At 68.9% G+C, this 22,615-nt stretch carries 20 protein-coding genes, 1 tRNA gene and 1 pseudogene; 5 read left to right on the top strand and 17 right to left on the bottom strand.

All coding sequences use genetic code 11. The features are described 5' to 3' along the window. Positions 1-10 precede the first annotated feature (10 nt). The 3 genes from pnp to truB form a co-directional block, all read right to left on the bottom strand. Complete coding sequence (gene pnp / locus ACIQC9_RS11865; RefSeq protein ID WP_400616059.1) at positions 11-2,254, bottom strand: polyribonucleotide nucleotidyltransferase; 2,244 nt, start codon at positions 2,252-2,254, stop codon at positions 11-13. Positions 2,255-2,493: 239 nt separating this feature from the next. Then, positions 2,494-2,763, bottom strand: a complete 270-nt coding sequence (rpsO, locus tag ACIQC9_RS11860; RefSeq protein WP_400616057.1) for a 30S ribosomal protein S15 — start codon at positions 2,761-2,763, stop codon at positions 2,494-2,496. A gap of 32 nt (positions 2,764-2,795) precedes the next feature. After that, on the bottom strand, positions 2,796-3,728 hold the full coding sequence (gene truB / locus ACIQC9_RS11855; protein WP_400616055.1) for a tRNA pseudouridine(55) synthase TruB: 933 nt from the start codon (positions 3,726-3,728) through the stop codon (positions 2,796-2,798). Positions 3,729-3,781: 53 nt separating this feature from the next. On the opposite strand from truB, the gene ACIQC9_RS11850 reads away from it, so the two are divergent. Further along, positions 3,782-4,369 carry a hypothetical protein gene (locus tag ACIQC9_RS11850; RefSeq protein WP_400616053.1) on the top strand — a complete coding sequence of 196 codons (588 nt, stop codon included), beginning with the start codon at positions 3,782-3,784 and terminating at the stop codon, positions 4,367-4,369. A gap of 5 nt (positions 4,370-4,374) precedes the next feature. On the opposite strand, the gene rbfA is transcribed toward ACIQC9_RS11850, so the two are convergent. The 8 genes from rbfA to rimP all read right to left on the bottom strand — a co-directional run bounded on the left by rbfA (position 4,375) and on the right by rimP (position 12,896). After that, entirely contained in the window at positions 4,375-4,824 is a 450-nt protein-coding gene (gene rbfA, locus ACIQC9_RS11845; RefSeq protein WP_400616051.1) for a 30S ribosome-binding factor RbfA, read from the bottom strand. 102 nt (positions 4,825-4,926) lie between these two features. After that, positions 4,927-5,631, bottom strand: a complete 705-nt coding sequence (locus tag ACIQC9_RS11840; protein ID WP_400616049.1) for a DUF2459 domain-containing protein — start codon at positions 5,629-5,631, stop codon at positions 4,927-4,929. Then, the gene (locus ACIQC9_RS11835) at positions 5,628-6,233 is read right to left on the bottom strand and encodes a hypothetical protein (RefSeq protein ID WP_400616046.1); all 606 of its coding nucleotides are present in this window, start codon (positions 6,231-6,233) and stop codon (positions 5,628-5,630) included. Before ACIQC9_RS11835 ends, ACIQC9_RS11840 begins: the two co-directional genes overlap by 4 nt. 41 nt (positions 6,234-6,274) lie before the next feature. Continuing rightward, positions 6,275-6,775 (bottom strand): hypothetical protein, encoded by a 501-nt coding sequence (locus ACIQC9_RS11830; protein ID WP_400616044.1) that lies wholly within the window; start codon positions 6,773-6,775, stop codon positions 6,275-6,277. 67 nt (positions 6,776-6,842) lie between these two features. Further along, positions 6,843-9,848: a translation initiation factor IF-2 gene (infB, locus tag ACIQC9_RS11825; RefSeq protein WP_400616041.1), complete on the bottom strand. Its 3,006-nt coding sequence runs from the start codon at positions 9,846-9,848 to the stop codon at positions 6,843-6,845. Between the two features lie 73 nt (positions 9,849-9,921). Continuing rightward, a complete protein-coding gene (locus ACIQC9_RS11820; protein ID WP_400616039.1) occupies positions 9,922-10,590 on the bottom strand; it encodes an RNA-binding protein in 669 nt (222 codons plus the stop codon). Between the two features lie 18 nt (positions 10,591-10,608). Further along, complete coding sequence (gene nusA / locus ACIQC9_RS11815) at positions 10,609-12,351, bottom strand: transcription termination factor NusA (RefSeq protein ID WP_400616038.1); 1,743 nt, start codon at positions 12,349-12,351, stop codon at positions 10,609-10,611. 2 nt (positions 12,352-12,353) lie between these two features. Further along, entirely contained in the window at positions 12,354-12,896 is a 543-nt protein-coding gene (gene rimP / locus ACIQC9_RS11810) for a ribosome maturation factor RimP (protein WP_400616037.1), read from the bottom strand. A gap of 173 nt (positions 12,897-13,069) precedes the next feature. Here rimP and ACIQC9_RS11805 point away from each other — a divergent pair, with 173 nt between their 5' ends. Continuing rightward, entirely contained in the window at positions 13,070-13,585 is a 516-nt protein-coding gene (locus ACIQC9_RS11805; RefSeq protein ID WP_400616035.1) for a biotin transporter BioY, read from the top strand. A 501-nt stretch (positions 13,586-14,086) separates the two neighbouring features. Here ACIQC9_RS11805 and trmB read toward each other — a convergent pair. From trmB to hemC, 5 genes are all read right to left on the bottom strand, one after another. Further along, a complete protein-coding gene (gene trmB / locus ACIQC9_RS11800; protein WP_400616033.1) occupies positions 14,087-14,785 on the bottom strand; it encodes a tRNA (guanosine(46)-N7)-methyltransferase TrmB in 699 nt (232 codons plus the stop codon). A gap of 41 nt (positions 14,786-14,826) precedes the next feature. Further along, complete coding sequence (metK, locus tag ACIQC9_RS11795) at positions 14,827-16,020, bottom strand: methionine adenosyltransferase (protein WP_400616031.1); 1,194 nt, start codon at positions 16,018-16,020, stop codon at positions 14,827-14,829. Positions 16,021-16,152: 132 nt separating this feature from the next. After that, a tRNA-Thr gene (locus ACIQC9_RS11790) sits at positions 16,153-16,228 on the bottom strand. Between the two features lie 39 nt (positions 16,229-16,267). Next, positions 16,268-16,942 carry a uroporphyrinogen-III synthase gene (locus ACIQC9_RS11785; protein ID WP_400617348.1) on the bottom strand — a complete coding sequence of 225 codons (675 nt, stop codon included), beginning with the start codon at positions 16,940-16,942 and terminating at the stop codon, positions 16,268-16,270. Further along, positions 16,939-17,889 (bottom strand): hydroxymethylbilane synthase, encoded by a 951-nt coding sequence (hemC, locus tag ACIQC9_RS11780; RefSeq protein WP_400616029.1) that lies wholly within the window; start codon positions 17,887-17,889, stop codon positions 16,939-16,941. The genes ACIQC9_RS11785 and hemC overlap by 4 nt, the downstream gene beginning before the upstream one ends. A gap of 41 nt (positions 17,890-17,930) precedes the next feature. Here hemC and tsaD point away from each other — a divergent pair, with 41 nt between their 5' ends. The 3 genes from tsaD to ACIQC9_RS11765 are packed head-to-tail and all read left to right on the top strand — an operon-like array spanning position 17,931 to position 20,426. Next, positions 17,931-19,055, top strand: a complete 1,125-nt coding sequence (gene tsaD / locus ACIQC9_RS11775; protein WP_400616027.1) for a tRNA (adenosine(37)-N6)-threonylcarbamoyltransferase complex transferase subunit TsaD — start codon at positions 17,931-17,933, stop codon at positions 19,053-19,055. Further along, complete coding sequence (locus tag ACIQC9_RS11770; RefSeq protein WP_400616025.1) at positions 19,055-20,056, top strand: NAD(P)H-dependent glycerol-3-phosphate dehydrogenase; 1,002 nt, start codon at positions 19,055-19,057, stop codon at positions 20,054-20,056. The genes tsaD and ACIQC9_RS11770 overlap by 1 nt, the downstream gene beginning before the upstream one ends. After that, positions 20,049-20,426 (top strand): Rieske (2Fe-2S) protein, encoded by a 378-nt coding sequence (locus ACIQC9_RS11765; protein WP_400616023.1) that lies wholly within the window; start codon positions 20,049-20,051, stop codon positions 20,424-20,426. Before ACIQC9_RS11770 ends, ACIQC9_RS11765 begins: the two co-directional genes overlap by 8 nt. Here the strand turns inward: ACIQC9_RS11765 and ACIQC9_RS11760 are convergent. Next, positions 20,423-22,588 (bottom strand): annotated as a pseudogene (locus tag ACIQC9_RS11760) (primosomal protein N'); the annotation flags it as partial. The gene ACIQC9_RS11765 and the pseudogene ACIQC9_RS11760 overlap by 4 nt on opposite strands. Positions 22,589-22,615: the final 27 nt, after the last annotated feature.

Below are 22,615 nucleotides of genomic sequence, written 5' to 3'. Positions count from 1 at the left end.
CCGGACGATTCTAGTCCCGGCGACGACGACCGCGATCACCACCCCCACGACCGCCGCCGTCGCCGTCACGCTTCGGGCGACCGCCGGTGTCTTCCGACATCGGGGCCTCGCCGCGTTCGGCGCGCTCGGCGTTGATCTTGTCGGTCAGGTCCTCGCCGGTTTCCTGATCGACGACCTTCATCGACAGCTTGGTCTTGCCGCGATCGTCCATGCCCAGGAACTTGACCTTCACTTCCTGACCTTCGGTCAGGACGTCGGCCGGATTGGCGACGCGTTCCAGAGCGATCTGGGACACGTGAACCAGACCGTCCTTGGCGCCGAAGAAGTTCACGAAGGCGCCGAAGTCGACGACCTTCACGACCTTGCCGGTATAGATCGTGCCGGGCTCGGGCTCGGACACGATCGACGAGATCCAATTCTTGGCGGCGTCGATCTTTTCCTGATCCGAGGCGGCGATCTTCACCGTGCCGTCGTCCTCGATGTTGATCTTGGCGCCGGTCTTTTCGACGATCTCGCGGATGATCTTGCCGCCGGTGCCGATGATGTCGCGGATCTTGTCGGTCGGAACCTTGATCGACTCGATCTTGGGCGCGAACTCGCCCAGCTCGGTGCGGGCGCCGTCGATGGCCTTGTCCATCTCGTCGAGGATGTGAAGGCGGCCGGCCGAAGCCTGGGCGATGGCCTTCTTCATGATCTCCTCGGTGATGCCGGCGACCTTGATGTCCATCTGCAGCGAGGTGATGCCGTCACGGGTGCCGGCGACCTTGAAGTCCATGTCGCCGAGGTGATCTTCGTCACCCAGGATGTCCGACAGGATGGCGAACTCGCCCGACGGCTCGAGGATCAGGCCCATGGCGATGCCCGAGACGGGCTTCTTCAGGGGCACGCCCGCGTCCATCAGGGCCAGCGACGAACCGCAGACCGTGGCCATCGAGGACGAGCCGTTCGACTCGGTGATCTCGGAGACCAGACGGATGGTGTAGGGGAACTCTTCCGACGTCGGCAGCATCGGACGGATCGCCCGCCACGCCAGCTTGCCGTGACCGATTTCACGACGACCCGCGCCGCCCATCCGACCGGTTTCACCGACCGAGTAGGGAGGGAAATTGTAGTGCAGCAGGAACTTCTCTTTGTACGTGCCGGTCAGGGCGTCGATGTACTGCTCGTCCTCGCCGGTGCCGAGCGTGGCGACGACGATGGCCTGGGTTTCACCGCGGGTGAACAGGGCCGAGCCGTGGGTGCGCGGGAAGACGCCGACTTCCGAAACGATCGAACGGACCTTGTCCAGCGCACGGCCGTCGACGCGGTGGCCGTTGTCGATGATGTCGCGACGCAGGACGTGGGCTTCGCATTCCTTGAAGGCCGTGCCGAACTTGGCGGAATCGACGCCGTCCGGATTTTCCTCGGTCTTCAGCAGGGCCTCGGCGGCCTTCTTCTTGGCGGCGCCGACCGCGGCGTGGCGGTCATGCTTGGCGACGTGGGTATAGGCGGCCTTGATGTCCTCGCCGACCAGCGACTGGATCGAGGTGACGACGTCGGAGTGGTCTTCGGCCTTGAAGTCGAAGGGCTCCTTGGCGGCGTGCTCGGCCAGATCGATGATCGCATCGATGACCGGCTGCATGCCGCGGTGGGCGAACATCAGGGCGTCGAGGAACTGCTCTTCCGACAGCTCCTTCGCTTCCGATTCCACCATCATCAGGGCGTCCTGCGTACCGGCGACGACCAGATCCAGAGCCGAGTCCGGCAGCTGGTCGATGGTCGGGTTCAGCACCAGCTCGCCGTCGATGAAGCCGACGCGGGCGGCGCCGATCGGACCCATGAAGGGCACGCCGGAGATGGTCAGGGCGGCCGAGGCGGCGACCATGCCGACCACGTCCGGGTCGTTTTCGAGGTCGTGCTGCAGCACGGTGATGACGACCTGGGTCTCGTTCTTGAAGCCCTTGACGAACAGCGGGCGGATCGGACGGTCGATCAGGCGGGAGACCAGCGTCTCCTTCTCGGTCGGACGGCCTTCACGCTTGAAGTAGCCGCCCGGGATGCGGCCCGCGGCGAAGGTCTTTTCCTGGTAGTTGACGGTCAGCGGGAAGAAATCCAGGCCCGGCTTGGGCGCGCGACCGTAGACGACGGTGGCCAGAACCACGGTCTCGCCGTAGGTCGCCAGCACGGCGCCGTCGGCCTGACGGGCGATGCGGCCCGTTTCGAGGGTCAGCGGGCGTCCGGCCCACTCGATCGTCTTGCGTTTGATATCGAACATTTTCGTCTTTCATGTCCCGCGGGCGGATTCCGCGCGGGGTCCCATAATCGGGTGGAGCGTCGGGCGTTCAGTCCTTCGGTCCGGGGGCCGTCCGCGCCATCGCGAAAGACCCGGGAAATGAGGACCGGTATCCAGCCCTCGCGTCAGTGCGCCAGTACATCCGGCGGCGCGCCGGTCTTACGATGCGGAAAGAGGCGCGGACATGGCCCGCGCCTCGAAATCTTCCGCGATCCCCGGCCTTAGCGGCGCAGGTTCAGCTTGGTGATCAGAGCGGTGTAGCGCTCGCGATCGACCTTGTTCAGGTGGTCAAGAAGACGACGACGCTGCGAGACCATCTTGAGCAGGCCGCGACGCGAGTGGTTGTCTTTCTTGTGAGTCTTGAAGTGCTCGGTCAGGTTGGCGATGCGTTCCGAAAGGATCGCGACCTGGACCTCGGCCGAGCCGGTATCGCCCGCGCCGCGGGCGTTGTCGTTGATGACTTCCTGCTTGCGTTCAGCAGTAATCGACATCGGTATTCTCCATGTGGAGTCCCCTGAACGGGTCAGGAGAGATTGAAAACGCGGTCGGGTTCTAACCGTCCGGCCCGCAACTGACCGAGAGCGACGAGAGTCTGTCCCTGAAAAACCGAAACGGTCCGGGCGTCGCCGTGAAGCTGACCCTTGAGCGTTTCGACCTGTCGGGGGAGCAGAATGATCGGTCGTCCCTGCCGAAGCGAGAAGGCGTCCTGATCCGTCACGGCCAGCTCCGGGATGTCGTCCAGGGCGGTCGCGACGGGAAGCAAGCCTTCCGAGGCGGCGCTCCTATGCACCAGATCGGTCAGGAAATCCAGTGACACGGCGTTTTCGGTCGAGAACGGCCCCACCTGCTCGCGTCTGAGCACTGAAACATGCCCTTCGGCGCCCAGCGCGATGGCGAGATCGCGCGCCAGCGAGCGGACATAGACGCCCTTGCCCGTGAGGATGCGGATATCGACGTGGTCGGCGTCGGGGGCGGCCGTCACCTCGGCGGAATGAATGGTCACCCGGCGGGCGGCCAATTCGACCGCGATGCCTTCGCGAGCCAGATCATAGGCGCGCTGGCCATCGACCTTGATCGCCGAGAAGGCGGGCGGGACCTGATCGATCTCGCCGACGAAGGCCGGCAGCGCGGCCTTCACCTGTTCGGCGGTCGGGCGCACATCGGAGCGGCCGATGATCTGGCCCTCGCGGTCCACGCTGTCGGTCGAGACGCCCCAGTTGATGGTGAAGCGATAGACCTTCCGCGCCTCCATCATGAAGGGCACGGTCTTGGTCGCCTCGCCCAGTGCGATGGGCAGGATGCCGGACGCCAACGGGTCCAGCGTGCCGGCGTGACCGGCCTTTTGCGCATCGAACAGGCGACGCACCTTCGACACGGCCTCGGTCGAACCCATCTCCAGCGGCTTGTCGAGACAGACCCATCCGTGGACGGGCTGGCCCTTTTTGCGACGGGCCATCAGTCTTTCCCCGTTAGAGCGTCAGCGACACAGAGCTTCGAGAAGTCCGCCCCATGATCCTGCCGCGCCGTCAGTTCGTCATCTGCGGCCTGCTGGCCTGCGCGACGCCGGTCATGGCCGCTGACGACCAACGCTTCGACTATCGTGGCCACTCCGTCGATCTGTCGGCCGTGCCCGGCGGGGAACGGGCCGGGCTGGCGGCTTACATCCGTCAGCAGATCGATCTGGTCGAAGGTCTGGCGATCCGGGAGGATATCAAGGTCTGGTTCCGCACGATCGGGATCGGCATCGACCCGACCCTGAACATGCCCGGACGTTTCCGCGAAGGCCAGCTGACGCTGGACGACAGCGTCTCGCCCCCGGACAATCCGGTGCTGCTGCACGAGCTGCTGCATGCTTACATGGCCGAGCGATTGCCGCGCACGGGCGAGCTCCGGCGGTTTTACGCCGCCGCCATGGCCAGCGGAGACTGGCCCGCGCAGGCCTATATGCTCAGCAACATCAACGAGTTTTTCGCCATGACCGCCTCGGTCGCCCTGTGGGGCCAGGCGGCGCGCGCGCCGGGAACCCGGGAGCGGCTGCGGGCGGCCATGCCGGAGTATTACGGCTGGCTGGTTCGCGAGTTCGGCCTGCAGGCCTGAGGCGATCATGCCCCTTCGTCGTCCGCGTGTTCGATATCGGCGCGCACCCGGGGATCGTCCAGCAGGCGGTTCAGGCGCTCGGCGGCCTCGAAGCTCTCGTCGTGACGGAACCGCAGGTCGGGCGTGAATTTCATATCGATGTGACGGCCCAACGCGCCGCGCAGGAACCGGGCGTGAGCGTTCAGCGCCTTGACGATCTCTCCCACGTGGCCGGCCGTGGGCGCGGCGGTGACGCCGGCGCCGAGAGGTTCGACGAAGCATGTGGCGTGCTTCAGGTCGGGCGACAGGCGGACCTCTGTGATGGTGACCGAAACGCCTTCCATGGCGGGGTCGTGGATTTCTTCCTCGCGCAGAACCTCGACGAGGGCGTGACGGATCAGCTCGCCGGCGCGGAGCTGGCGTTGCGAGGGACCCAGGGGCCCGGAGCTGTTTCGGGTGTGTTGCTTGCGGCCCATGGCGCGCTCCTTTCAGTCGCCCGCCGGGGATCGGACCCGGCCTGATAAGCGAAGGGGCGGGGTCTTAGGCCCGCACCCGGTGCAAGTCCAGCCTGCCGGCCCTCAGCGGGCGTCGGCGGCCTGACGATCGATGGCGCCGATCACCTCGGCGGAGGTGATGGAGCGGAGGGGGCGAACGGCGAGGCCTCCGGCGTTCAGCACGCCGGCCGTCCAGTGATTGCACAGATGGCCGATCCAGAAATGCTCGCGGCTGGCGAAGAAGCGGGCGTCGTCGCCGGGGCGGGCGGTGGCGATGCGGGCGCGGCCGTCGGTCAGGGCCAGAGACGCCTCGACATGGGCGGCCAGCGCCTCGAAGCCCGCAGGGGTCAGGCGAAAGTCCCGGCGTCCGTCCTCGGCATAGAGCTGCGTCGGATCCTGTTGGGCCGGATCCAGCATGACCACAGAAGGGTTCCCGGGCCGGAAGAAAGCGCGACCGCCATCGGGCAGGCGGTCGGAGATGGGGCTCTGGTCGACATAGAATTTGGCGTCGCCCCAGCCGATCAGGATCCAGTCGCCCGGGCCGAGGCTTCGGACGGCGTCCGCCAGCGGGCCGGGCCGGGCCTCCAGCGCGGCGCGAGGCACGGCGAGGTCGGTGTGGAAGCCGTTGTCGAGCAGGTGCAGCTGGACCCCGGGCGCGCCTTCGCGGGCGCGCCAGAGGGCGGCGTCGCCCGGCGCGGTCCATGTCCACAGGGCGGCGACCACAGCGAGAATGCTGACGAGCAGAAAGGGGCCGAAGCCGCCGAGGTTGATCCGGCGTCGTTTTCTCATCGGGCCTCGAAGGTCCATGTTCCGCAGAGCGATTTGGCGCCGCTGCGGAACAGCATCAGGTCGACGCGCGACCCGCGGTGAAGGAGGGCGGCCGATATCGGAGACTGCCCGCCGCACAGGGGCGAGGCGGAAGCGTCGACGATCCGGCGCAGCTCGATCTGGGCGTCCGGCGCGGCGCGGAGACGGCGGGCGAAGGTCTGGCCGTCTCCGGAGGGTTCCGAGCCGGAGGCGATGCGCAGGGGCTCTGTGCGCCAAGGCTCCTCGCTGGCGGGGCGGATCACGGCGCCGTCGAAGGCGACGCCGCTCAGGGCCTGCTCCGGGTCGACAGCGGAGAAGGCGCCGGCGAGGGGAATGTCGGCGTGGTCGGCACGCAAGGGCGGTGCGATGCCCAGCGAACTCGCGGCGTTGGACCAAAGCCGGTCCAGTTGAGGCGCGGGGATGTCGCGCGCCGCGCGCCAGGCGGCCATCGCGTGGGTCTGCTCGAATGCGAACAGAAGTTCGATGATGCACACCACCGTCAGTCCGGCCGCGAGAAGCCGCATGCCGCGTCGGGACGGCTCTCGAGGGCGTCGGGTCTGCGATGTCGGGGCGACGGCGCTCATGACGTCATTCTAGCCGGAACGGGCGACGAGGCGAGTCCGGCTCAGCTTGTGGGAGCGGTTGAGGACGGCGCGGGCGGCATGGCCCACTCGCCGCGCCATTCGTAGGACAGGCCGACACAGTGACGGAACGTGCCGTCGGTCCAGCGGCCGACCGCCTGCATGGTCAGCGGACGGCCCAGACGGACGCGGTTCGAAACCAGCCAGGCCTCATCGGCCCCGGGGCAGAGCGCGCGGGTCAGCGGACGGCCGGCGCCTTCCGGCTGGATGGAATAGACGTTGGTTTCCTCGCTGCCGGCGGGCAGGGCGCGACGAACGCCGTCGGGGCCGCCGCGACGGATCTCGGCCTCGCCGCTGTTCGAGGTCGAGATGATGCGGCGTACGCTGATGGCGCCGAACAGGCCGCGGTCGGCCTCGAGCGTGATCGCCCGGGTCATGGCCTGGGTGATGCGGTCGGAGGCGTTGTAGGAAAGATAGCGCGTCTCGGCCGCGGCGGGTCCGGCCAGGGTCGAGGCGGCGAGGGCGAGGATCAGGAGGCGACGCATACTGTTTGATTCCTGACGGAGATGGCGAAACGGCGGCGCTTGCGCGCCGCCGTCGTAACCCTAGGACCTAGTCGAGGGTCCGCTTGACCTCTTCGACGGTGAAGCACTCGATGTAGTCGCCGGCCTGAATGTCCTGGAAGCCCTGGAAGTGCATGCCGCACTCCTGACCCGACTGGACCTCGTTGACCTCGTCCTTGAAGCGCTTGAGCGTCTGCAGGGTGCCGAGTTCCAGCACCACGACATCCTCGCGGATGACCCGGACGCGGGCGCCCTTGCGGACGACGCCTTCGGTGACCCGGCAACCGGCGATCTTGCCGATCTTGGAGATGTCGAAGACCTGCAGCACCTGGGCGTTGCCCATGAAGGTTTCCCGCTGAAGCGGGGCCAGCATGCCCGAGAGCACGCCCTTCATGTCGTCCAGCAGGTCGTAGATGATCGCATAGTAGCGGATCTCCACGCCCTCGCGCTCGGCGAGGTCGCGGGCCTGTTTGGACGCACGCACGTTGAAGCCGAGGATCGGCGCACCGGCCGACTTGGCCAGTTGCACGTCGCTCTCGGTGATCCCGCCAGCGCCCGAGTAGACGGTGCGGGTGCGGACTTCGTCGGTCGCCATCTTGTCGAGCGAGCCGACGATGGCTTCGGCGGACCCCTGAACGTCGGCCTTGATGAGGACCGGCAGCTCCGAGATCTTTTTCGAGCCGAGCTTGGCCATCATGTCGACCAGCGACACCTGGTTGATGCCGCCCGTGGCCTTCTCGCGCTTCATGCGGGCGCGGTATTCGGTCAGCTCGCGGGCGCGGGCTTCGCTTTCCACCACGGCCAGCGCTTCACCGGGGCTGGGCGCCTCGTCCAGACCGAGAATCTCGACCGGGACCGACGGACCGGCTTCGGTCAGCTGGGCGTTGCGTTCGTCCAGAAGCGCGCGAACCTTGCCCCATGCGGAGCCGGCCACGACGATGTCGCCGCGCTTCAGCGTGCCGCGCTTGACCAGAACCGTGGCGACAGGGCCGCGGCCCTTGTCCAGCTTGGCCTCGACGACGACGCCTTCGGCCGAGCGTTCCGGATCGGCCTTAAGGTCCATGACCTCGGCCTGCAGCAGGATGGCGCTGATCAGGCCGTCAAGGTTGATCCGCTCCTTGGCGGAGACCTCGACGATCTGGGTGTCGCCGCCCAGGGCCTCGGAGATGACTTCGTATTGAAGCAGCTCGTTGACGACCTTCTGCGAGTTGGCGTCCGGCTTGTCGATCTTGTTGACCGCCACGATGATCGGGGCGTTGGCCGCCTTGGCGTGCTGGATGGCCTCGATCGTCTGGGGCATGACGCCGTCGTCGGCGGCCACGACCAGAACCACGATGTCGGTGACGTTGGCGCCGCGCGCCCGCATCGCCGAGAAGGCGGCGTGGCCCGGGGTGTCGAGGAAGGTGACCCGCTGGCCGTCTTCCAGACGCACCTGATAGGCGCCGATGTGCTGGGTGATGCCGCCGGCTTCGCCCGCCGCCACGTCCGTGGTGCGCAGGGCGTCGAGCAGCGATGTCTTGCCGTGGTCGACGTGGCCCATGATCGCCACGACCGGCGCGCGGGGCGTGACCGCCTCGTCGTCGATCGCGTCGGACAGGAAGCCCGTCTCGATGTCGGATTCCGACACGCGGCGAACCGTCATGCCGAACTCGTCAGCCACCAGTTCGGCCGTGTCGGTGTCGATCACGTCGTTGATCTTCATCATCAGGCCCTGCTTCATCAGGAACTTGATGATGTCGACGCCGCGCACGGCCATCCGGTTGGACAGCTCCTGAACGGTGATGACGTCGGGGATGACGACCTCGCGCGGACGGTTCGGCGCGTCGGTCGAGCCGCCGCGACGCTTTTCCTTCTCGCGTTCACGGGCCCGGCGCACCGAGGCCAGCGAGCGCATCCGCTCGGCGGCGTCCTCATCGCCACCGGCGACGGCCTGGATGGTCAGACGGCCTTCACGACGCTTGGGCTCGCCGCGAGTACGGCTGACGGCCTTGCCCGGACCGGCGTCCGAGAAACGCTTGTCGCGATCCTCCTCGGCCTTGGAACCGGCGGGACGACCGAAGCCGGCGCGGACGGGGCGCGCCACGTCCGGCGTGGCGGGCGGGGCGTTGGGCGTCGGGCGACCGCCGGGGCCGGTGCGCGGTCCGCCCGGACGGGCGGCGCCGGGGGCCGGGCGAGGGTTCAGCGCGGAATAGCGGACAGGCTCGGCCGGACGGGCCGGAGTGCGCGCGCCTTGCGGACGGTCGCCCTGCGGACGGTCGCCGCCGGGACGGTCGGTGAAGCTGCGCTCACCGCCGCCCATAGCCTGTTCGCGCGCCGAGCGGGCGCCGAAGCCCGGAGCCGGCGTGCGGCCGGGGGCCTGCGGCTTGGGTGCGCGCTGGCCGAAGTTGACGGTCGGACGGGCCGGAGCCGCGGGACGCGGCGCAGGAGCGGGCGTCGGAGCGGGAGCGGCGGCTTCCACCGGAGGCGCGACGGGCGCGGCGGGTGTGGCCGGAGCCGGCCTGGGCTTCGCCGGAGCCGGGGCGGCGGCGGCCAGCTTGGCGGCTTCCGAGCGCGCGGCTTCAGCAGCGGCTCTGGCGGCGGCGGCTTCGGCCTGCGCGGCGCTGGCGGCCTTTTCGGCGGCGGCGGCCTGCTCGCGAGCGGCGGCGTCGCGACGGGCGCGTTCCTGGGCGGCGGCGGCCTCACGTTCAGCGTTCTGGCGGGTGGCCAGTTCGATGGCGCGACGACGGGCCTCCTGCTCGGACTGCGACAGACCACCGTCGCCGGAAGACGGCGCCGGGCGCGGAGCCTGCGGCGCGGCCGGCGCGTCGGTGCGCGGACGCGCGACATCGAAGCCCTGCGGACGCTGGTGTCCGCCCGGCACGGCGCCGACGCGGCGCTTGGTCTCGACCACCACGGTCTTGGAGCGGCCGTGGCTGAAGCTCTGCTTGACGGTGCCGGCCGCAACCGCTCCCGCTTGGCGTGGCTTCAGGCTCAGCGGCGCGCGCGGCCCCGTTCCCGAAGCGGGGGAAGCCGGGGTCGTCTTGCCGTCGTTGGTCTTGTCGTTCTCGTCAGTCATCCGGTCGCTTTATTCTGGCCCGGACAGTCCGGGCCGTCGTCAAACACAAAAAGCCGTGCGGCGCTCCGCCCCGTTAGGGAGCAGAACCCCGCCCGTCTGAAATTCCATCCGGGGCCTCAGCCGCATCGCGGTCCCACTCCGGGGGCGTCAACGGTCGAAATCCCGCCAGTCGTTCGACCTCGAAGGTCCAGCGATCGGCCCGCCCGCCCTCAAGCAGGACGGCGTGTATCGCATTTTCCAGCCCAAGGGCCAAACTCAAATCGTCCGCCGTGAAGGCGGCGCAGACTTTCGGCGCCGGGGACTGGTGTTTCGCGAGGGCCAGAAGCTTGCCGCGTCCGTCAGCGGACCCGTCCGCCGCCTCGATCAGCCAGGCGGCCTTGCCGGATCGGATCGCGGCGGCCGATTTTTCGAAGCCAGAGATAAGAACGCCCTCGCGCCGGGCAAGTCCCAGCTGATCCAGAACGCGCCGGACCAGCAGGGTTTCCACCGTTTCGGCCAGATCGGCCGACGGCTTCAGCGGGGCCTTGGCCGCGCGACTGAACAGGTTCTTCTTCACCGCCGTCTCCACCGAGGCGCGGTCGGCGGCGACCCACAGGCCGCGACCGGGCAGCTTGCGCGCAAGATCGGGGGCGACCGTGCCGTCCGGGGCGGCGACGAAGCGGATCAGACGAGATTCATCCATGACCTGGTGCGTGACCAGGTCGCGGCGTTCCCTGTCAATCGTCGCGTCGCGCAACCCCATGGACGGCAAGGTCTCCCATCACGCGTTCTGGGGTTCGTCGGCGGCTTCTTCCGAAGCCTCCGCGTCGCCCTCGGCGGGTTGGTCGGTCTCGTCACCGGTCTGTTCGGCAAAGACGGCTCCGGGGTCGTATTCGCCCTCGGCGTACTCTTCCTCGTATTCCGGCTCAGGCTGCGGCAGCTCCGAGGCGTCGATCCAGCCGGCGGCCACGCGGGCCTGCAGGATCAGCATCTCAGCGTCTTCCTGGGCGAGGTTGAAGCTCTCCAGAACGCCCGGAACCTTCACGCGCTCGCCGTTGCGGACTTCGTAGCCGCCGCGGATTTCGTCGGTGGCCAGGTCGGCGAGGTCCTCGACGGTCTTCACGCCGCCCTCGCCCAGCGCAACGGCCATGGCCAGGGTCACGCCCGGAACCTCGATCACGCCGTCCTCGACGCCCAGTTCCACGCGTTTGGCGTCCAGCTCGGCCGACTTGCGGTCGAGGAAGTCGCGGGCGCGGGCCTGAAGTTCCTCGGCGGTTTCCTCGTCGAAGCCTTCGATGTCGGAGATTTCGTACGGCTCGACATAGGCCAGGTCTTCCACCGTGGCGAAGCCTTCGGTGACCAGCAGCTGGGCGATGACCTCGTCCACGTCCAGGGCTTCCTGGAACAGGGCGGTGCGCTCGGTGAACTCGCGCTGGCGACGCTCGGAGTCCTGCGACTCGGTGATGATGTCGATCTGCCAGCCGGTCAGTTGCGAGGCGAGGCGGACGTTCTGGCCGCGGCGGCCGATGGCCAGCGACAGCTGCTCGTCCGGCACCACCACTTCGACGCGGTCGGCTTCTTCGTCGAGCACCACCTTGGAGACTTCGGCGGGGGCCAGCGCGTTCACGATGAACGTCGGCTCGTCGTTGTTCCACTGGATGATGTCGATCTTCTCGCCCTGCAGTTCGGCGACGACCGCCTGAACGCGCGAGCCGCGCATGCCGACGCAGGCGCCGACCGGGTCGATGGAGGAATCGTTCGACAGCACGGCCATCTTGGCGCGCGAGCCGGCGTCGCGGGCGGCGGCGCGGATCTCGATAACGCCGTCATACACCTCTGGCACTTCCTGCGCGAACAGCTTGGCCATGAAGCCGGGGTGCGAGCGCGACAGCATGACCTGCGGGCCCTTCGCTTCCGGGCGCACGTCGTAGATGTAGGTGCGGATCCGGTCGCCGATGTTGAACACCTCGCGCGGGATCGAGTCGTTGCGGCGCATGATGCCCTCGCCGCGACCCAGATCGACGACAGTGTTGCCGTATTCGACGCGCTTGACGGTGCCGTTGACGATCTCGCCGACGCGGTCCTTGAACTCTTCGTACTGGTTGGCGCGTTCGGCCTCGCGGACTTTTCCGGTCACGACCTGACGGGCCATCTGGGTCTGCACGCGGCCGAACTCGAACGGCGGCAGCTCCTCGATGTACTCCTTGCCGACCACGGCTTCCGGATCGCGCTTCAGGGCGTCCTTCAGGCGCACCATGGCGCTGTCGTTGAACTCTTCCAGCTCGTCTTCCGGCTGCCAGTCGTCCTCGACGATGGTGACGTGACGGGTCAGGGCCAGTTCGCCGGTCTTGATGTCGATCTTGGCGCGGATGTCGTGATGGGCGCCGTAGCGCGACTTGGCGCCCTTCTGGATCGCCTCCTCGATCGCCTCGACGACGATTTCCTTGTCGATGTTCTTCTCACGCGCAACCGCATCGGCGATCTGCAGCAGTTCGAGACGGTTAGCGGAAACTCCGGCAGCCATATTCAGTCCTCGGCCTCAGTCAGGTTGTCATTACGGGCGGCGCGCTTCTCGGCGCCCGCCTTCATCAGTTCGTCGGTCAGCACCAGCTTGGCGTCGGAAAGCCAGGCGAAGGGGATCAGGGCGGTGTCGTCCTCGCCTTCCAGATCGATGGCGATGTTGTCGCCCTCGGTTCCGGCCAGCGCGCCCTTGAAACGTTTGCGGCCCTCGATCATCCGGTCCGTCTCCAGCCGCGCCTCATAGCCTTCGAACAGGTCGAAGTCGGTCAGACGGGTGAGGGGACGGTCGATGCCGGGGGACGAGACCTCAAGCAGGTATTCGCCGGCGATGGGGTCGGCGGCGTCCAGCACCTCGGACACCGCGCGGCTCAGGCGGGCGCATTCCTCGACCGCGATGTCATGGTCGGCGGGGCGTTCGGCCATGATCTGCAGGCGACGACGCAGGGTTCCACCCATCAGCCGCACGCGCACGATGTCGAGGCCCAGGCTCTCGGCCACGGGTTCGATCAGCTCAAGCAGAGCGCGGTCTTCGGCGGTCTTGGCCTTCAAGGGCGGGTCCCGGACAAAACAAAAGCGGCTGGCCATCCGGGCCGCCGCTTCAATCGGCGCCGTCGGACGCCGGTCTAACGATGTGGGGCGGCATATAGACCCCCGAACAGCCTTTGTCAGCCCCAAAGAGGAAGGCCGTTGCGCGAACCGGGCCAGGCGGGGATAGAGCGGGCATGGCGCGCCTCTGGATTTCCATTCCCCTGTTCGCCCTGCTGACGGCGCTGTGCGCGCAGATCAGTGTGCCGATGACGCCGGTGCCGATGACCCTGCAGAGTTTTGCGGTCGTCCTCTCCGGACTGGTGCTGGGCGCGCGAGGCGGGGCGGCGGCCATGGGGCTCTACTTGCTGCTGGGCGCGGTCGGTCTGCCGGTGTTTTCCGACGGCGGGTCAGGCGTGGACGCGCTGACCGGAGAGACGGCGGGCTATCTCGTCGCGTTTCCGCTGGCGGCCGGTTTGGCGGGAACCCTGTCGCGCAGACCGGCGCTGTCAGGCTTCATCGGCATGAGCGGGCTGGCGATCGGGGCGCACCTGCTGATCCTCGCGCTGGGCGCGACATGGTTGGCGACCGGTATCGGGGTCGAGGAAGCGCTGGCGGTCGGGTTTGCACCGTTTCTGATCGGCGCGATCGCGAAGTCCCTCGCGGCGGCGGGCGCGGCCTTGGCGCTCAGGCCTTTTTTGCGGCCCGCCTAGGCTGACGTAAACCCGGGCCGCCGCCGGTCCCGACAGCAGCAGGGACGCGATCAGCCAGACGCTGCCGGGCGTCCCCCGGTTCAGTTCGCTGTCCGTGGGCGTGGCGAACAACAGGCTGACCCAATGCGCAATGAAGACCGGCAAGCCCCGGTCGATAGCCCACAGGCCGAAGCTGATCGCCATATAGAGTGCGACGGCCGCCAGCCCACCAAACAGATTGGCTCGCATCGAGGGATCGGGTCGCTCGAACGCCTTGCGGGTCGCGGCCAGCACCGCTCCGCCGCACATGAAGGCCGGGATCGCGCCCCAGACCGTGCACAGGGCGATCATGTAGACGTAGGACAGCAACGCCATCGCCACGGACGCTGGCGTGATCTGGGCGGTCGCTATCAGAACGCCGGCGAGGCCGAGATGGAAAAGGGTGACGGCCACGGCGGGGGCGGCCAGCGAGGCTGCGATCAGCGGGCCCAATGCGATGTGACCGACCCGCCCGCGCATGCCTCAAACCTTCCGGAACTCAAGGAATATCGGCGGGGTGTCGCCCAGCTTCTTTTCCTCATAGCGGGTTACGACGTGATCGTCGGGCGCCGTGCGCCAGTCGTCGGCGGCCTCGGCCAGCCATTCCAGACCCGGAGTGCGCTCGAACCGCTCCAGCGCCCAGTCGGCGTAGTCCTTCCAGTCGGTGACGAAGCGAACCCGGCCGGCCGGCTTCAGCAGGCGGACGATCTCGGCCGCCGTCTCATCCTGCACCAGACGGCGCTTGGTGTGGCGCGCCTTGGGCCAGGGGTCGGGGAACAGGATCATGACCCGGTCCAGCGCACCGTCGGGCAGTGCCTTCATCACATCGCGCGCATCGCCGGCGTGTAGCCGTACGTTCTTCAGCCGGCCTTCCTCGACGTGGCGCAGGGCCGAGCCGACGCCGTTCAGGAAGGGCTCGCAGCCGATCATCAGGGCGTCGGGATGCCGTGCGGCCTGTGCGGCCAGATGCTCGCCGCCGCCGAAGCCGATCTCGAGCCAGACCTCTTTCGCGCCGGGCATGAGCGCCTGCGGGTCAAGCGGGCCAGCCAGCGGGTCGGGCAGGGCGACGGTCGGCAGCAGGGTGTCGAACAACGCGGCCTGCCGCGGCTTCAGCGTGCGCGACTTGATGCGGCCGAACGAACGGAGCGGACCCCAGGTGGGCGGAGGAGAGGCGTCGGACATGGCGGCGTCCTAACGCGTCTCCCTCAGGGGGTGAAGGCGATTCAGACGAGCGCCTTCAGCTTGTCGACGAGATCGGTCTTCTCCCACGAGAAGCCGCCGTCAGCGTCCGGCTGGCGGCCGAAGTGGCCGTAGGCGGCGGTGCGGGCGTAGATCGGCTTGTTGAGGCCCAGATGTTCGCGGATCGAGCGGGGGGTCGCGCCGCCGATCAGGGCGGGCAGTTCGCGTTCCAGAACCTCGGCGTCGATCTTGCCGGTGCCGTGCAGGTCGACGTGGACCGACTGGGGCTGGGCCACGCCGATGGCGTAGGACAGCTGGATGGTGCAGCGATCGGCGAGGCCGGCGGCGACCACGTTCTTGGCCAGATAGCGGGCGGCGTAGGCGGCCGAGCGGTCGACCTTGGTCGGATCCTTGCCCGAGAAGGCGCCGCCGCCGTGCGGAGCCGCGCCGCCGTAGGTGTCGACGATGATCTTGCGGCCGGTCAGGCCGGTGTCGCCGTCCGGGCCGCCGATCTCGAACACGCCGGTCGGGTTGATGTGCCAGACGGTCTCGTCAGTGATGAAGCTCTCGGGCAGAACCGAGCGGACAACGGGCTCGACGACCTTGCGCACGTCGGCTTGGGTCAGGCCCTTGCCGTGCTGGGTCGAGACCACGATCGAGGAGGCGCGCACCGGGCGGCCGTTCTCGTAGAAGAGCGAAACCTGGCTCTTGGCGTCGGGCTCCAGCGTCTTCTCGCCGGCATGACGCAGCTCGGCGAGCTTCTTCAGGATGGTGTGGCTGTAGGCGAGAGTGGCCGGCATGAACTCGGGCGTCTCGTTTGAGGCATAGCCGAACATGATGCCCTGATCGCCCGCGCCCTCGTCCTTGTTCCCGGCGGCGTCGACGCCCACGGCGATGTCGGCCGATTGGGGGTGCAGGTGGTTCTGGAAGGCGAAGGTGTTCCAGTGGAAGCCGGTCTGTTCGTAGCCGATGTCCCTGACCGCGGCGCGCACTGCGGCCTCGATCTCATCCTTCACGCCGGGCGCCCATTCGCCGTTGGTGTCCATGATGCCCTTGCCGCGGATCTCGCCGGCGATGACCACCAGATCGGTCGTCGTCAGCGTCTCGCAGGCCACCCGCGCTTCGGGGTCCTTGGCGAGGAACAGGTCGACGATGGTGTCGGAGATGCGGTCCGCGACCTTGTCGGGGTGTCCCTCGGAGACGCTTTCCGAGGTGAAGTAGAACGACGAACGGGACAAGGTGGACTCCTGCGGCTTCGAGCGGCCGCAGACATATAAAGATATGTTTATATGTTCAAGGGAGCTGCGCGTCAGGCGCGCGGAAAAGACGCGCGCCGATGGCGCGAGGCTGATTCTGACGGGTTGAAAGAATGGTGCCGCTTAGGTGACTCGAACACCTGACCCCCGCATTACGAATGCGATGCTCTACCAGCTGAGCTAAAGCGGCCTTGGCGCCTCGGGCCGGGGCCCGCGCGAGAGCGGCTCTTTATACGTCGGGCCCCGGCTTGCCAAGCGCCTCCAGCAGGGCGGCTTCCGTTGGACGGGAAGCGACCCTTGGGATGGTCAGGGACAGCATCGGAAAGGCGACGGCGTCCGACAGGGCGAAGACGGCGGGAGTGGGCCGGTCGCGACGCCAGAGACGGGCGAGCGCTCTGGCGGATCGGGCCGAGTGCAGCAGGACAGAGTCGATGTCGTCCGGCGCGTCGACGCCGGTTTCGGAGGCGGCGTAGACAGTCAGCGTCCGGACGTGGACCGTGGGAACCATGCCCGCCAGATCGCCGGCAGGCTCTCTGGCCACGGCAGCGAGAACCGTGCCGCCAATATCGCTCGTTTCAAGCAGGCGGGCGAGGGCGGTCAGGTCGCCGTCAGCGGACCGGACCTCGGCGAACCCCGCATCTCGCGCCGCGCTTGCAGTGACTTCGCCGACCGTGAAGACCGGGAGGTCGCGGTCGGGGGTCAGGGCGGCGAAGGCGGCGACGCCGTTGACGCTGGTGAAGGCGAGAGCCGCGACGGACGACAGGTCCGGGGCGGGCTGGTCGAGGGTCGTGATGGCGATGAGCGGGCGGACGACCGGTTCGAAGCCCAGAGTCTTCAGGCGCGCCGCGGTGCGTCCGGCCCCGGGCTCGGAGCGAGTGACCCAGACCCGGCGGGGGACGCTCAGAGCTCGATCCTCTGGTCGCCGGCCTGCGCATGCACCTCGGCTCCCAGGGTAAGGCCGAGGGCGCGGGCCTGATCGGCCGCGTCGGCGGCGTGCACGTCGCCGATCTCGCCTGATCGCCGCCAGCGGGCGGAGCCGTTGGGGGCCAGCATTTCGACCGTCAGGCGAAGATGGCCTTCGGCGATGGCGGCGTGGGCGCCGATGGCCGTGCGGCAGGAGCCTTCCAGAGCCGTCATGGCGCCGCGCTCGGCCTCGACGGCCAGTGCGGTCATCGGATCGTTCAGCGCATCGACCCATGTCGCCTCGCGGTCATCGGCACGGGTCTGCAGGGCCAGCGCGCCCTGACCCGGCGCGGGCAGGAAGTCGTGCAGCGACAGCCGCTCGCGGATCGCGCTCTCGAAGCCCAGCCTGTTCAGGCCGGCCGTCGCCAGCAGGATCGCTTCGAACTCGCCGTCGGCCAGTTTGCGCAGGCGGGTGTCGACGTTGCCTCGAAGCATCTCGATCTGGAGGTCCGGCCGCAACGCCAGCGCCTGCGCCTGCCTGCGCAGGGAGGCGGTGCCCAGCCGGGCCCCGACCGGCAGGTCGTCGAAAGTCGCGAACTGCTCGCTGCAGAAGGCGTCGCGGGCGTCCTCGCGCTCGGGCACGGCGGCGATGCACAGGCCGTGCGGCTGCTCGGCCGGGACATCCTTCATCGAGTGCACGGCCACGTCGACGCGGCCCTCCAGCAAGGCTTCCTCGATCTCTTTCGTGAACAGCGCCTTGCCGCCGATCTCCAGCAGGCGACGGTCCTGCACCCGGTCGCCGGTGGTGACGATCTCGACCAGAGGCACGGCCTCGGCCAGGTCGGCGTCGGCGACGCCCAGCGCCCGGCCGATGGCGCGCTGCATCATGCCCGACTGGGTCAGCGCCAGTTTCGAACGGCGGGTGCCGATGCGGACGAGAGGGGCCATGAGACGTTGCGCGGGTCCAGTGGGGTCGCTACCTCGACCCGATGACGATTGGCGCGGACTATAGCAGGCAGGGGGAGCGGGCAACCGGACCCCTGACCGTGCTCGGCCTCGAGACCAGCTGCGACGAGACCGCCGCGTCGGTGGTGCGCCTCACGCCGGACGGCGAGGCGACCGTCCTGTCCTCGGTGGTGCACAGCCAGATCGACGACCATGCGGCCTATGGCGGCGTCGTGCCCGAGATCGCGGCCCGTAGCCATGTGGAGATGATCGGCGAGGTGACCCGTCGCGCCATGGCCGAGGCCGGTCTGGCCTATCACGGTCTGGACGGCGTCGCCGCCACCGCCGGGCCGGGGCTTGTCGGCGGGGTGATGGTGGGGCTGAGCTTCGGCAAGGCGGTGGCGCTGGCGCGGGACCTGCCCCTGATCGCGGTCAACCATCTGGAGGGCCATGCGGTTTCGGCGCGGCTGGGCGAGAAGGTCGACTATCCTTTCCTTCTGCTGCTGGTCTCGGGCGGTCACTGCCAGCTGCTGGAGGTGCGCGGCATTGGCGATATGAGCCGGCTGGGCACGACCATCGACGATGCGGCGGGCGAGGCCTTCGACAAGATCGCCAAGGCGCTGGGGCTCGGCTACCCGGGGGGTCCGGCGCTGGAGAAGTTGGCGGCGACTGGCGACGGATCGCGCTTCGATCTGCCGCGCGCCCTGCTGGGCCGCAAGGACTGCGACTTTTCCTTCTCTGGCCTCAAGACCGCCGCCTCGCGTCTGGCCCAGACCTGCGAGACCGACCAGCAGAAGGCCGATCTGGCGGATGCGGTGCAGTCCGCCATCGCCCGCCAGCTGGGCGAGCGGTCGGACCGGGCGATGAAGGCCTATGCGGAAGACCATGATCACAGGCTGTTCGTGGTGGCGGGCGGCGTGGCGGCCAACAGGACGGTGCGATCGACGCTGGAGGCGGTTGCGTCAAAGAACGGCTTTGCCTTTCTGGCTCCGCCCATGGCCTATTGTACGGATAATGCGGCGATGATCGCGCTGGCGGGAGCGGAACGGTTGCAACAGGGTCTGACCTCCGACATCGACGTCGCCGCCCGGCCGCGCTGGCCGCTGGACGAGGCGCGCGCCCTGTCCGATCCGGCGCACAAGCCGGGCCGCAAGGGAGCCAAGGCCTGATGGCGCGATTCCGCAGCGCAGGCGTCATCGGCGCGGGGGCCTGGGGCACGGCGCTGGCGCAGGTCGCCGGCTGGGCAGGGCTGGATGTGTGCCTTCAGGCGCGCGAGACGGACGTCGTCGACAGCATCCGCGACCACCGCGTCAACGAGGCCTTCCTGCCGGGCGTGACGCTTGACGACCATATCCGGGTCACGCCCGACCTGGCCGATCTGGCGGGTTGCGACCTCATCCTCGCGGTGCCGCCGGCGCAGCACATGCGCTCGACCCTGATTGCCTTCGCGCCGTTCCATCGGGCGGGCGTTCCCGTGATCCTGTGCTCCAAGGGCGTCGAGCGCGGCTCGCTGAAGCTGATGACGGACGTGCTGGCCGAGACCCTGCCGGACGCGCCGGCCGCCGTGTTGTCGGGGCCCAGCTTCGCGGGCGAGGTCGCGCGCGGCCTGCCTTGCGCGGTCACGCTCGCCTGTGCCGACGCGGCGCTGGGCGAGGATTTGATGGAGGCGTTGTCCGCGCCGATGTTCCGGCCCTATCTCGCCACCGACCTTATCGGGGCGGAGGTCGGCGGGGCGATCAAGAATGTGCTGGCCATCGCCTGCGGCATTTCCGAGGGCCGCGGTCTGGGTCGTAGCGCCCACGCCGCCCTGATCACGCGCGGCTTCGCCGAGATGACCCGTCTGGGCGTGGCGCTGGGCGGTGAAGCTGAGACGGTGGCGGGCCTCTGCGGCTTGGGCGATCTGGTCCTGACCTGCTCCAGCCCCCAGTCGCGCAACATGAGCCTTGGTCTTGCGCTGGGGCAGGGCCAGACGATCGAACAGGCGCTGGCGGGCAAACGCTCGGTCGCCGAGGGCTATGAGAGCGCGCCGGCCGTAAGGGAGCTGTCGGAGCGGATGGGCGTCGACATGCCGATCTCGCTGGCGGTCGCCGCCGTTCTTGACGGGCGGATGGATGTGCAGGGCATGATCGACAGCCTGCTGTCCCGCCCGCTGAAGGTCGAGCGTGACTGACGCGGCCCCGGCCGAGCGCAAGCGCGTCTGGTCCACCCCCGCAGGCGTCGCCCTCTGCGCCGAGACCGATATCGCCGATCCGGGCTCGCGCGCCTTCGTGTTGCAGATCGGCGAGGCCTTCTTTCATGGCTTCGTGGTGCACAAGGCCGGGCAGTTCGCCGGCTTCGTCGATCGCTGCCCGCATCAGGGCTTTCCGCTCGCCATGGAGCTGGATCAGTATCTGACGCCGGACGGGTCGCTGATCCTGTGCGGATGGCACGGCGCGGTGTTCGAGCCGCTGACCGGCCAGTGCGTGGGGGGACCCTGCGCAGGCGGGCGGCTCACTCCGTGGCCGGTTCAGGCCACCAATGGGATCGTCCGGACGGCCTAGAGGAAGGAATAGGGATCGACGTCAACGCTCAGGCGGACCGATCCCGGAATCTTCACCCGCGACAGCCAGGCGCGCAGGAAGCCCTGCAGGTCCACATCGCGATCTGCCCGGACCAGCAGCCGCTTGCGACGACGACCCCGGACCAGCGCCAGAGGCGCGTCGGCGGGACCATAGACCTCCAGCCGTTCGGCATTGGGGATGGCGGCGGCCAGTTCGGCGGCGACCTTCTCGACGGCGGCGGGGTTCTCGCTGGACAGGATCAGGGCCGCCAGTCGGCCGTGCGGGGGCAGGGAGGCGGCCTCGCGCTCGGCCATTTCCGCCTCGACGAAGGCGTCGCGGTCTCCGGCGGCCAGCGCCTGGAGCACCGGATGCTCCGGCGTCCAAGTCTGCAGCAAGGCGCGGCCCGGACGATCGGCGCGGCCCGCCCGGCCCGTCGCCTGTGTCAGAAGCTGGAAGGTCCGCTCTGCCGCGCGCAGGTCGCCGCCGCGCAGGCCGAGGTCGGCGTCGACCACGCCGACGAGGGTCAGGCGCGGGAAGTTGTGGCCCTTGGCCGCCGCCTGGGTGGCGACGAGGATGTCGATCTCGCCCTCGGCCATCCGCTGGATGAGGGCGCGGGCGGACTGGCCGTCCGGGACGGTGTCGGAGCTGAACACGGCCGTGCGCGCGTCGGGGAACAGCTGGCGCACCTCCTCCTCGACCCGTTCGACGCCCGGGCCGACGGAGACGAGGCTGTCCTCCGCTCCGCACGAGGGACACAGGCGCGGACGGACCATGGAGAAGCCGGTGAGGTGGCAGACCAGACGGCCGGTGTAGCGATGCTCGACCAGCCAGCTGTCGGTATCGGGCGCCGTCAGCCGGTGGCCGCAAACCCGGCACAGGACGACGGGGGCGTAGCCGCGCCGGTTCAGGAACAGCAGGCTCTGTTCGCCCTTCGCCAGCGTCTCGCCGACGGCCTCGCGCAGGGGCTGGGACAGCCATGTCTGGGGGTCGGGCGGCGACTGACGCAGGTCCAGCAGCTGGATGTCAGGAAGCACCGCCGCGCCGTGCCGCGCTTCGAGCTTCAGCCAGCCGTAGCGACCGTTGTGGGCGTTCCACAGCGTTTCGAGCGAGGGCGTCGCGGACGCCAGCACCACCGTCGCCCCCTCGATCCGGGCCCGGGCCACCGCGAGATCGCGGCCGTGATAGACCAACCCCTCTTCCTGCTTGAACGAGCCGTCGTGCTCCTCGTCGACGACGATCAGGCGCAGGTTGGGGTAGGGCAGGAACAGGGCAGAGCGGGCACCGACGACGATGTTGCAGCGGCCCGCGATCACGGCCTCCCAGACCTGACGGCGGCGCGGCGGCGAGACGCCCGAGTGCCATTCGGCCGGGGCGGCACCGAACCGGGCGGTGATGCGCTCGATCACGGCCTGCGTCAGGGCGATTTCGGGCAGAAGGATCAGGATCTGGGCGGATGGGTCGGCGCGCAGGGCCCGCGCCACGGCTTCCAGATAGGCTTCGGTCTTGCCGGAGCCGGTGACCCCGTCCAGCAGGAAGGCGGAAAAGCCGCCCTTGTCGCCAGCCTCGGCGATGGCGTTCGCCGCCGCCGCCTGATCCGGGTTCAGGGTCGCAGGGGCGTGGTCGGGATCGGGCGCGTCGAAGGCGGCGACGGCTTCAATCTCGATGACCTCAAGCACGTCCTCATCCAGCAGGCCCTTCACAACGCCGGAAGATACGCCGGCGGCGCGCGCGAGATCGGGCCCGGGCATGGACCGGTCGCCGAGGGCCTCCAGCACCGCCGTCCGCGCCGGCGTCGGGCGTTGGGGGGCGCTGTCTCCGACGCGACGGACCCGGCGCTCGGGTCGGGGCCGCGGGGCGCGCAGGCCTTTCAGCGCGGTCGCGGCCATCTCGCCGGGCGCGCTCAACGTCCATCGGGCGGCCCATTCGACGAAGTCCACGGTCCGTTCGGGCAGGCGCGGGTCGTCCAGCACATGGTCGATCGCCTTCAGCCGCCGGTTCGAACCGGTGGTCTCGCGCGCCTCCGATACGATGCCGCGCATGAGCCGGGGCCCCAGTGGCACGGCGACCTGATCGCCCCGGGCGACATCGAGCCCCTCGGGCACCTCGTAGTCGAAGGCCTCGGGCACCGGTAGCGGAATGAGGACGCTGGCGACTTTCACCGCGCGGCTCGCTCGGGTAGAAGCCCGCCC

The sequence above is a fragment of the Brevundimonas sp. NPDC092305 genome (assembly GCF_044755415.1).
Taxonomy (GTDB): Bacteria; Pseudomonadota; Alphaproteobacteria; order Caulobacterales; family Caulobacteraceae; genus Brevundimonas.
This window is presented reverse-complemented; position numbering and strand designations above follow the sequence as displayed.

Bases quoted from the DNA above. Each gene is read 5' to 3' on its own strand.
- ACIQC9_RS11840 (WP_400616049.1), bottom strand. From the start codon at position 5,631: ATGAGAAAACGACGCCGGATCAACCTCGGCGGCTTCGGCCCCTTTCTG.
- rbfA (WP_400616051.1), bottom strand. From the start codon at position 4,824: ATGGGCCGCAAGCAACACACCCGAAACAGCTCCGGGCCCCTGGGTCCC.
- ACIQC9_RS11830 (WP_400616044.1), bottom strand. From the start codon at position 6,775: ATGCGTCGCCTCCTGATCCTCGCCCTCGCCGCCTCGACCCTGGCCGGA.
- ACIQC9_RS11770 (WP_400616025.1), top strand. From the start codon at position 19,055: ATGGCGCGATTCCGCAGCGCAGGCGTCATCGGCGCGGGGGCCTGGGGC.
- ACIQC9_RS11850 (WP_400616053.1), top strand. From the start codon at position 3,782: ATGATCCTGCCGCGCCGTCAGTTCGTCATCTGCGGCCTGCTGGCCTGC.
- infB (WP_400616041.1), bottom strand. From the start codon at position 9,848: ATGACTGACGAGAACGACAAGACCAACGACGGCAAGACGACCCCGGCT.
- truB (WP_400616055.1), bottom strand. From the start codon at position 3,728: ATGGCCCGTCGCAAAAAGGGCCAGCCCGTCCACGGATGGGTCTGTCTC.
- trmB (WP_400616033.1), bottom strand. From the start codon at position 14,785: ATGTCCGACGCCTCTCCTCCGCCCACCTGGGGTCCGCTCCGTTCGTTC.
- hemC (WP_400616029.1), bottom strand. From the start codon at position 17,889: ATGGCCCCTCTCGTCCGCATCGGCACCCGCCGTTCGAAACTGGCGCTG.
- pnp (WP_400616059.1), bottom strand. From the start codon at position 2,254: ATGTTCGATATCAAACGCAAGACGATCGAGTGGGCCGGACGCCCGCTG.
- rpsO (WP_400616057.1), bottom strand. From the start codon at position 2,763: ATGTCGATTACTGCTGAACGCAAGCAGGAAGTCATCAACGACAACGCC.
- ACIQC9_RS11805 (WP_400616035.1), top strand. From the start codon at position 13,070: ATGGCGCGCCTCTGGATTTCCATTCCCCTGTTCGCCCTGCTGACGGCG.
- ACIQC9_RS11835 (WP_400616046.1), bottom strand. From the start codon at position 6,233: ATGAGCGCCGTCGCCCCGACATCGCAGACCCGACGCCCTCGAGAGCCG.
- tsaD (WP_400616027.1), top strand. From the start codon at position 17,931: ATGACGATTGGCGCGGACTATAGCAGGCAGGGGGAGCGGGCAACCGGA.
- ACIQC9_RS11820 (WP_400616039.1), bottom strand. From the start codon at position 10,590: ATGGGGTTGCGCGACGCGACGATTGACAGGGAACGCCGCGACCTGGTC.
- nusA (WP_400616038.1), bottom strand. From the start codon at position 12,351: ATGGCTGCCGGAGTTTCCGCTAACCGTCTCGAACTGCTGCAGATCGCC.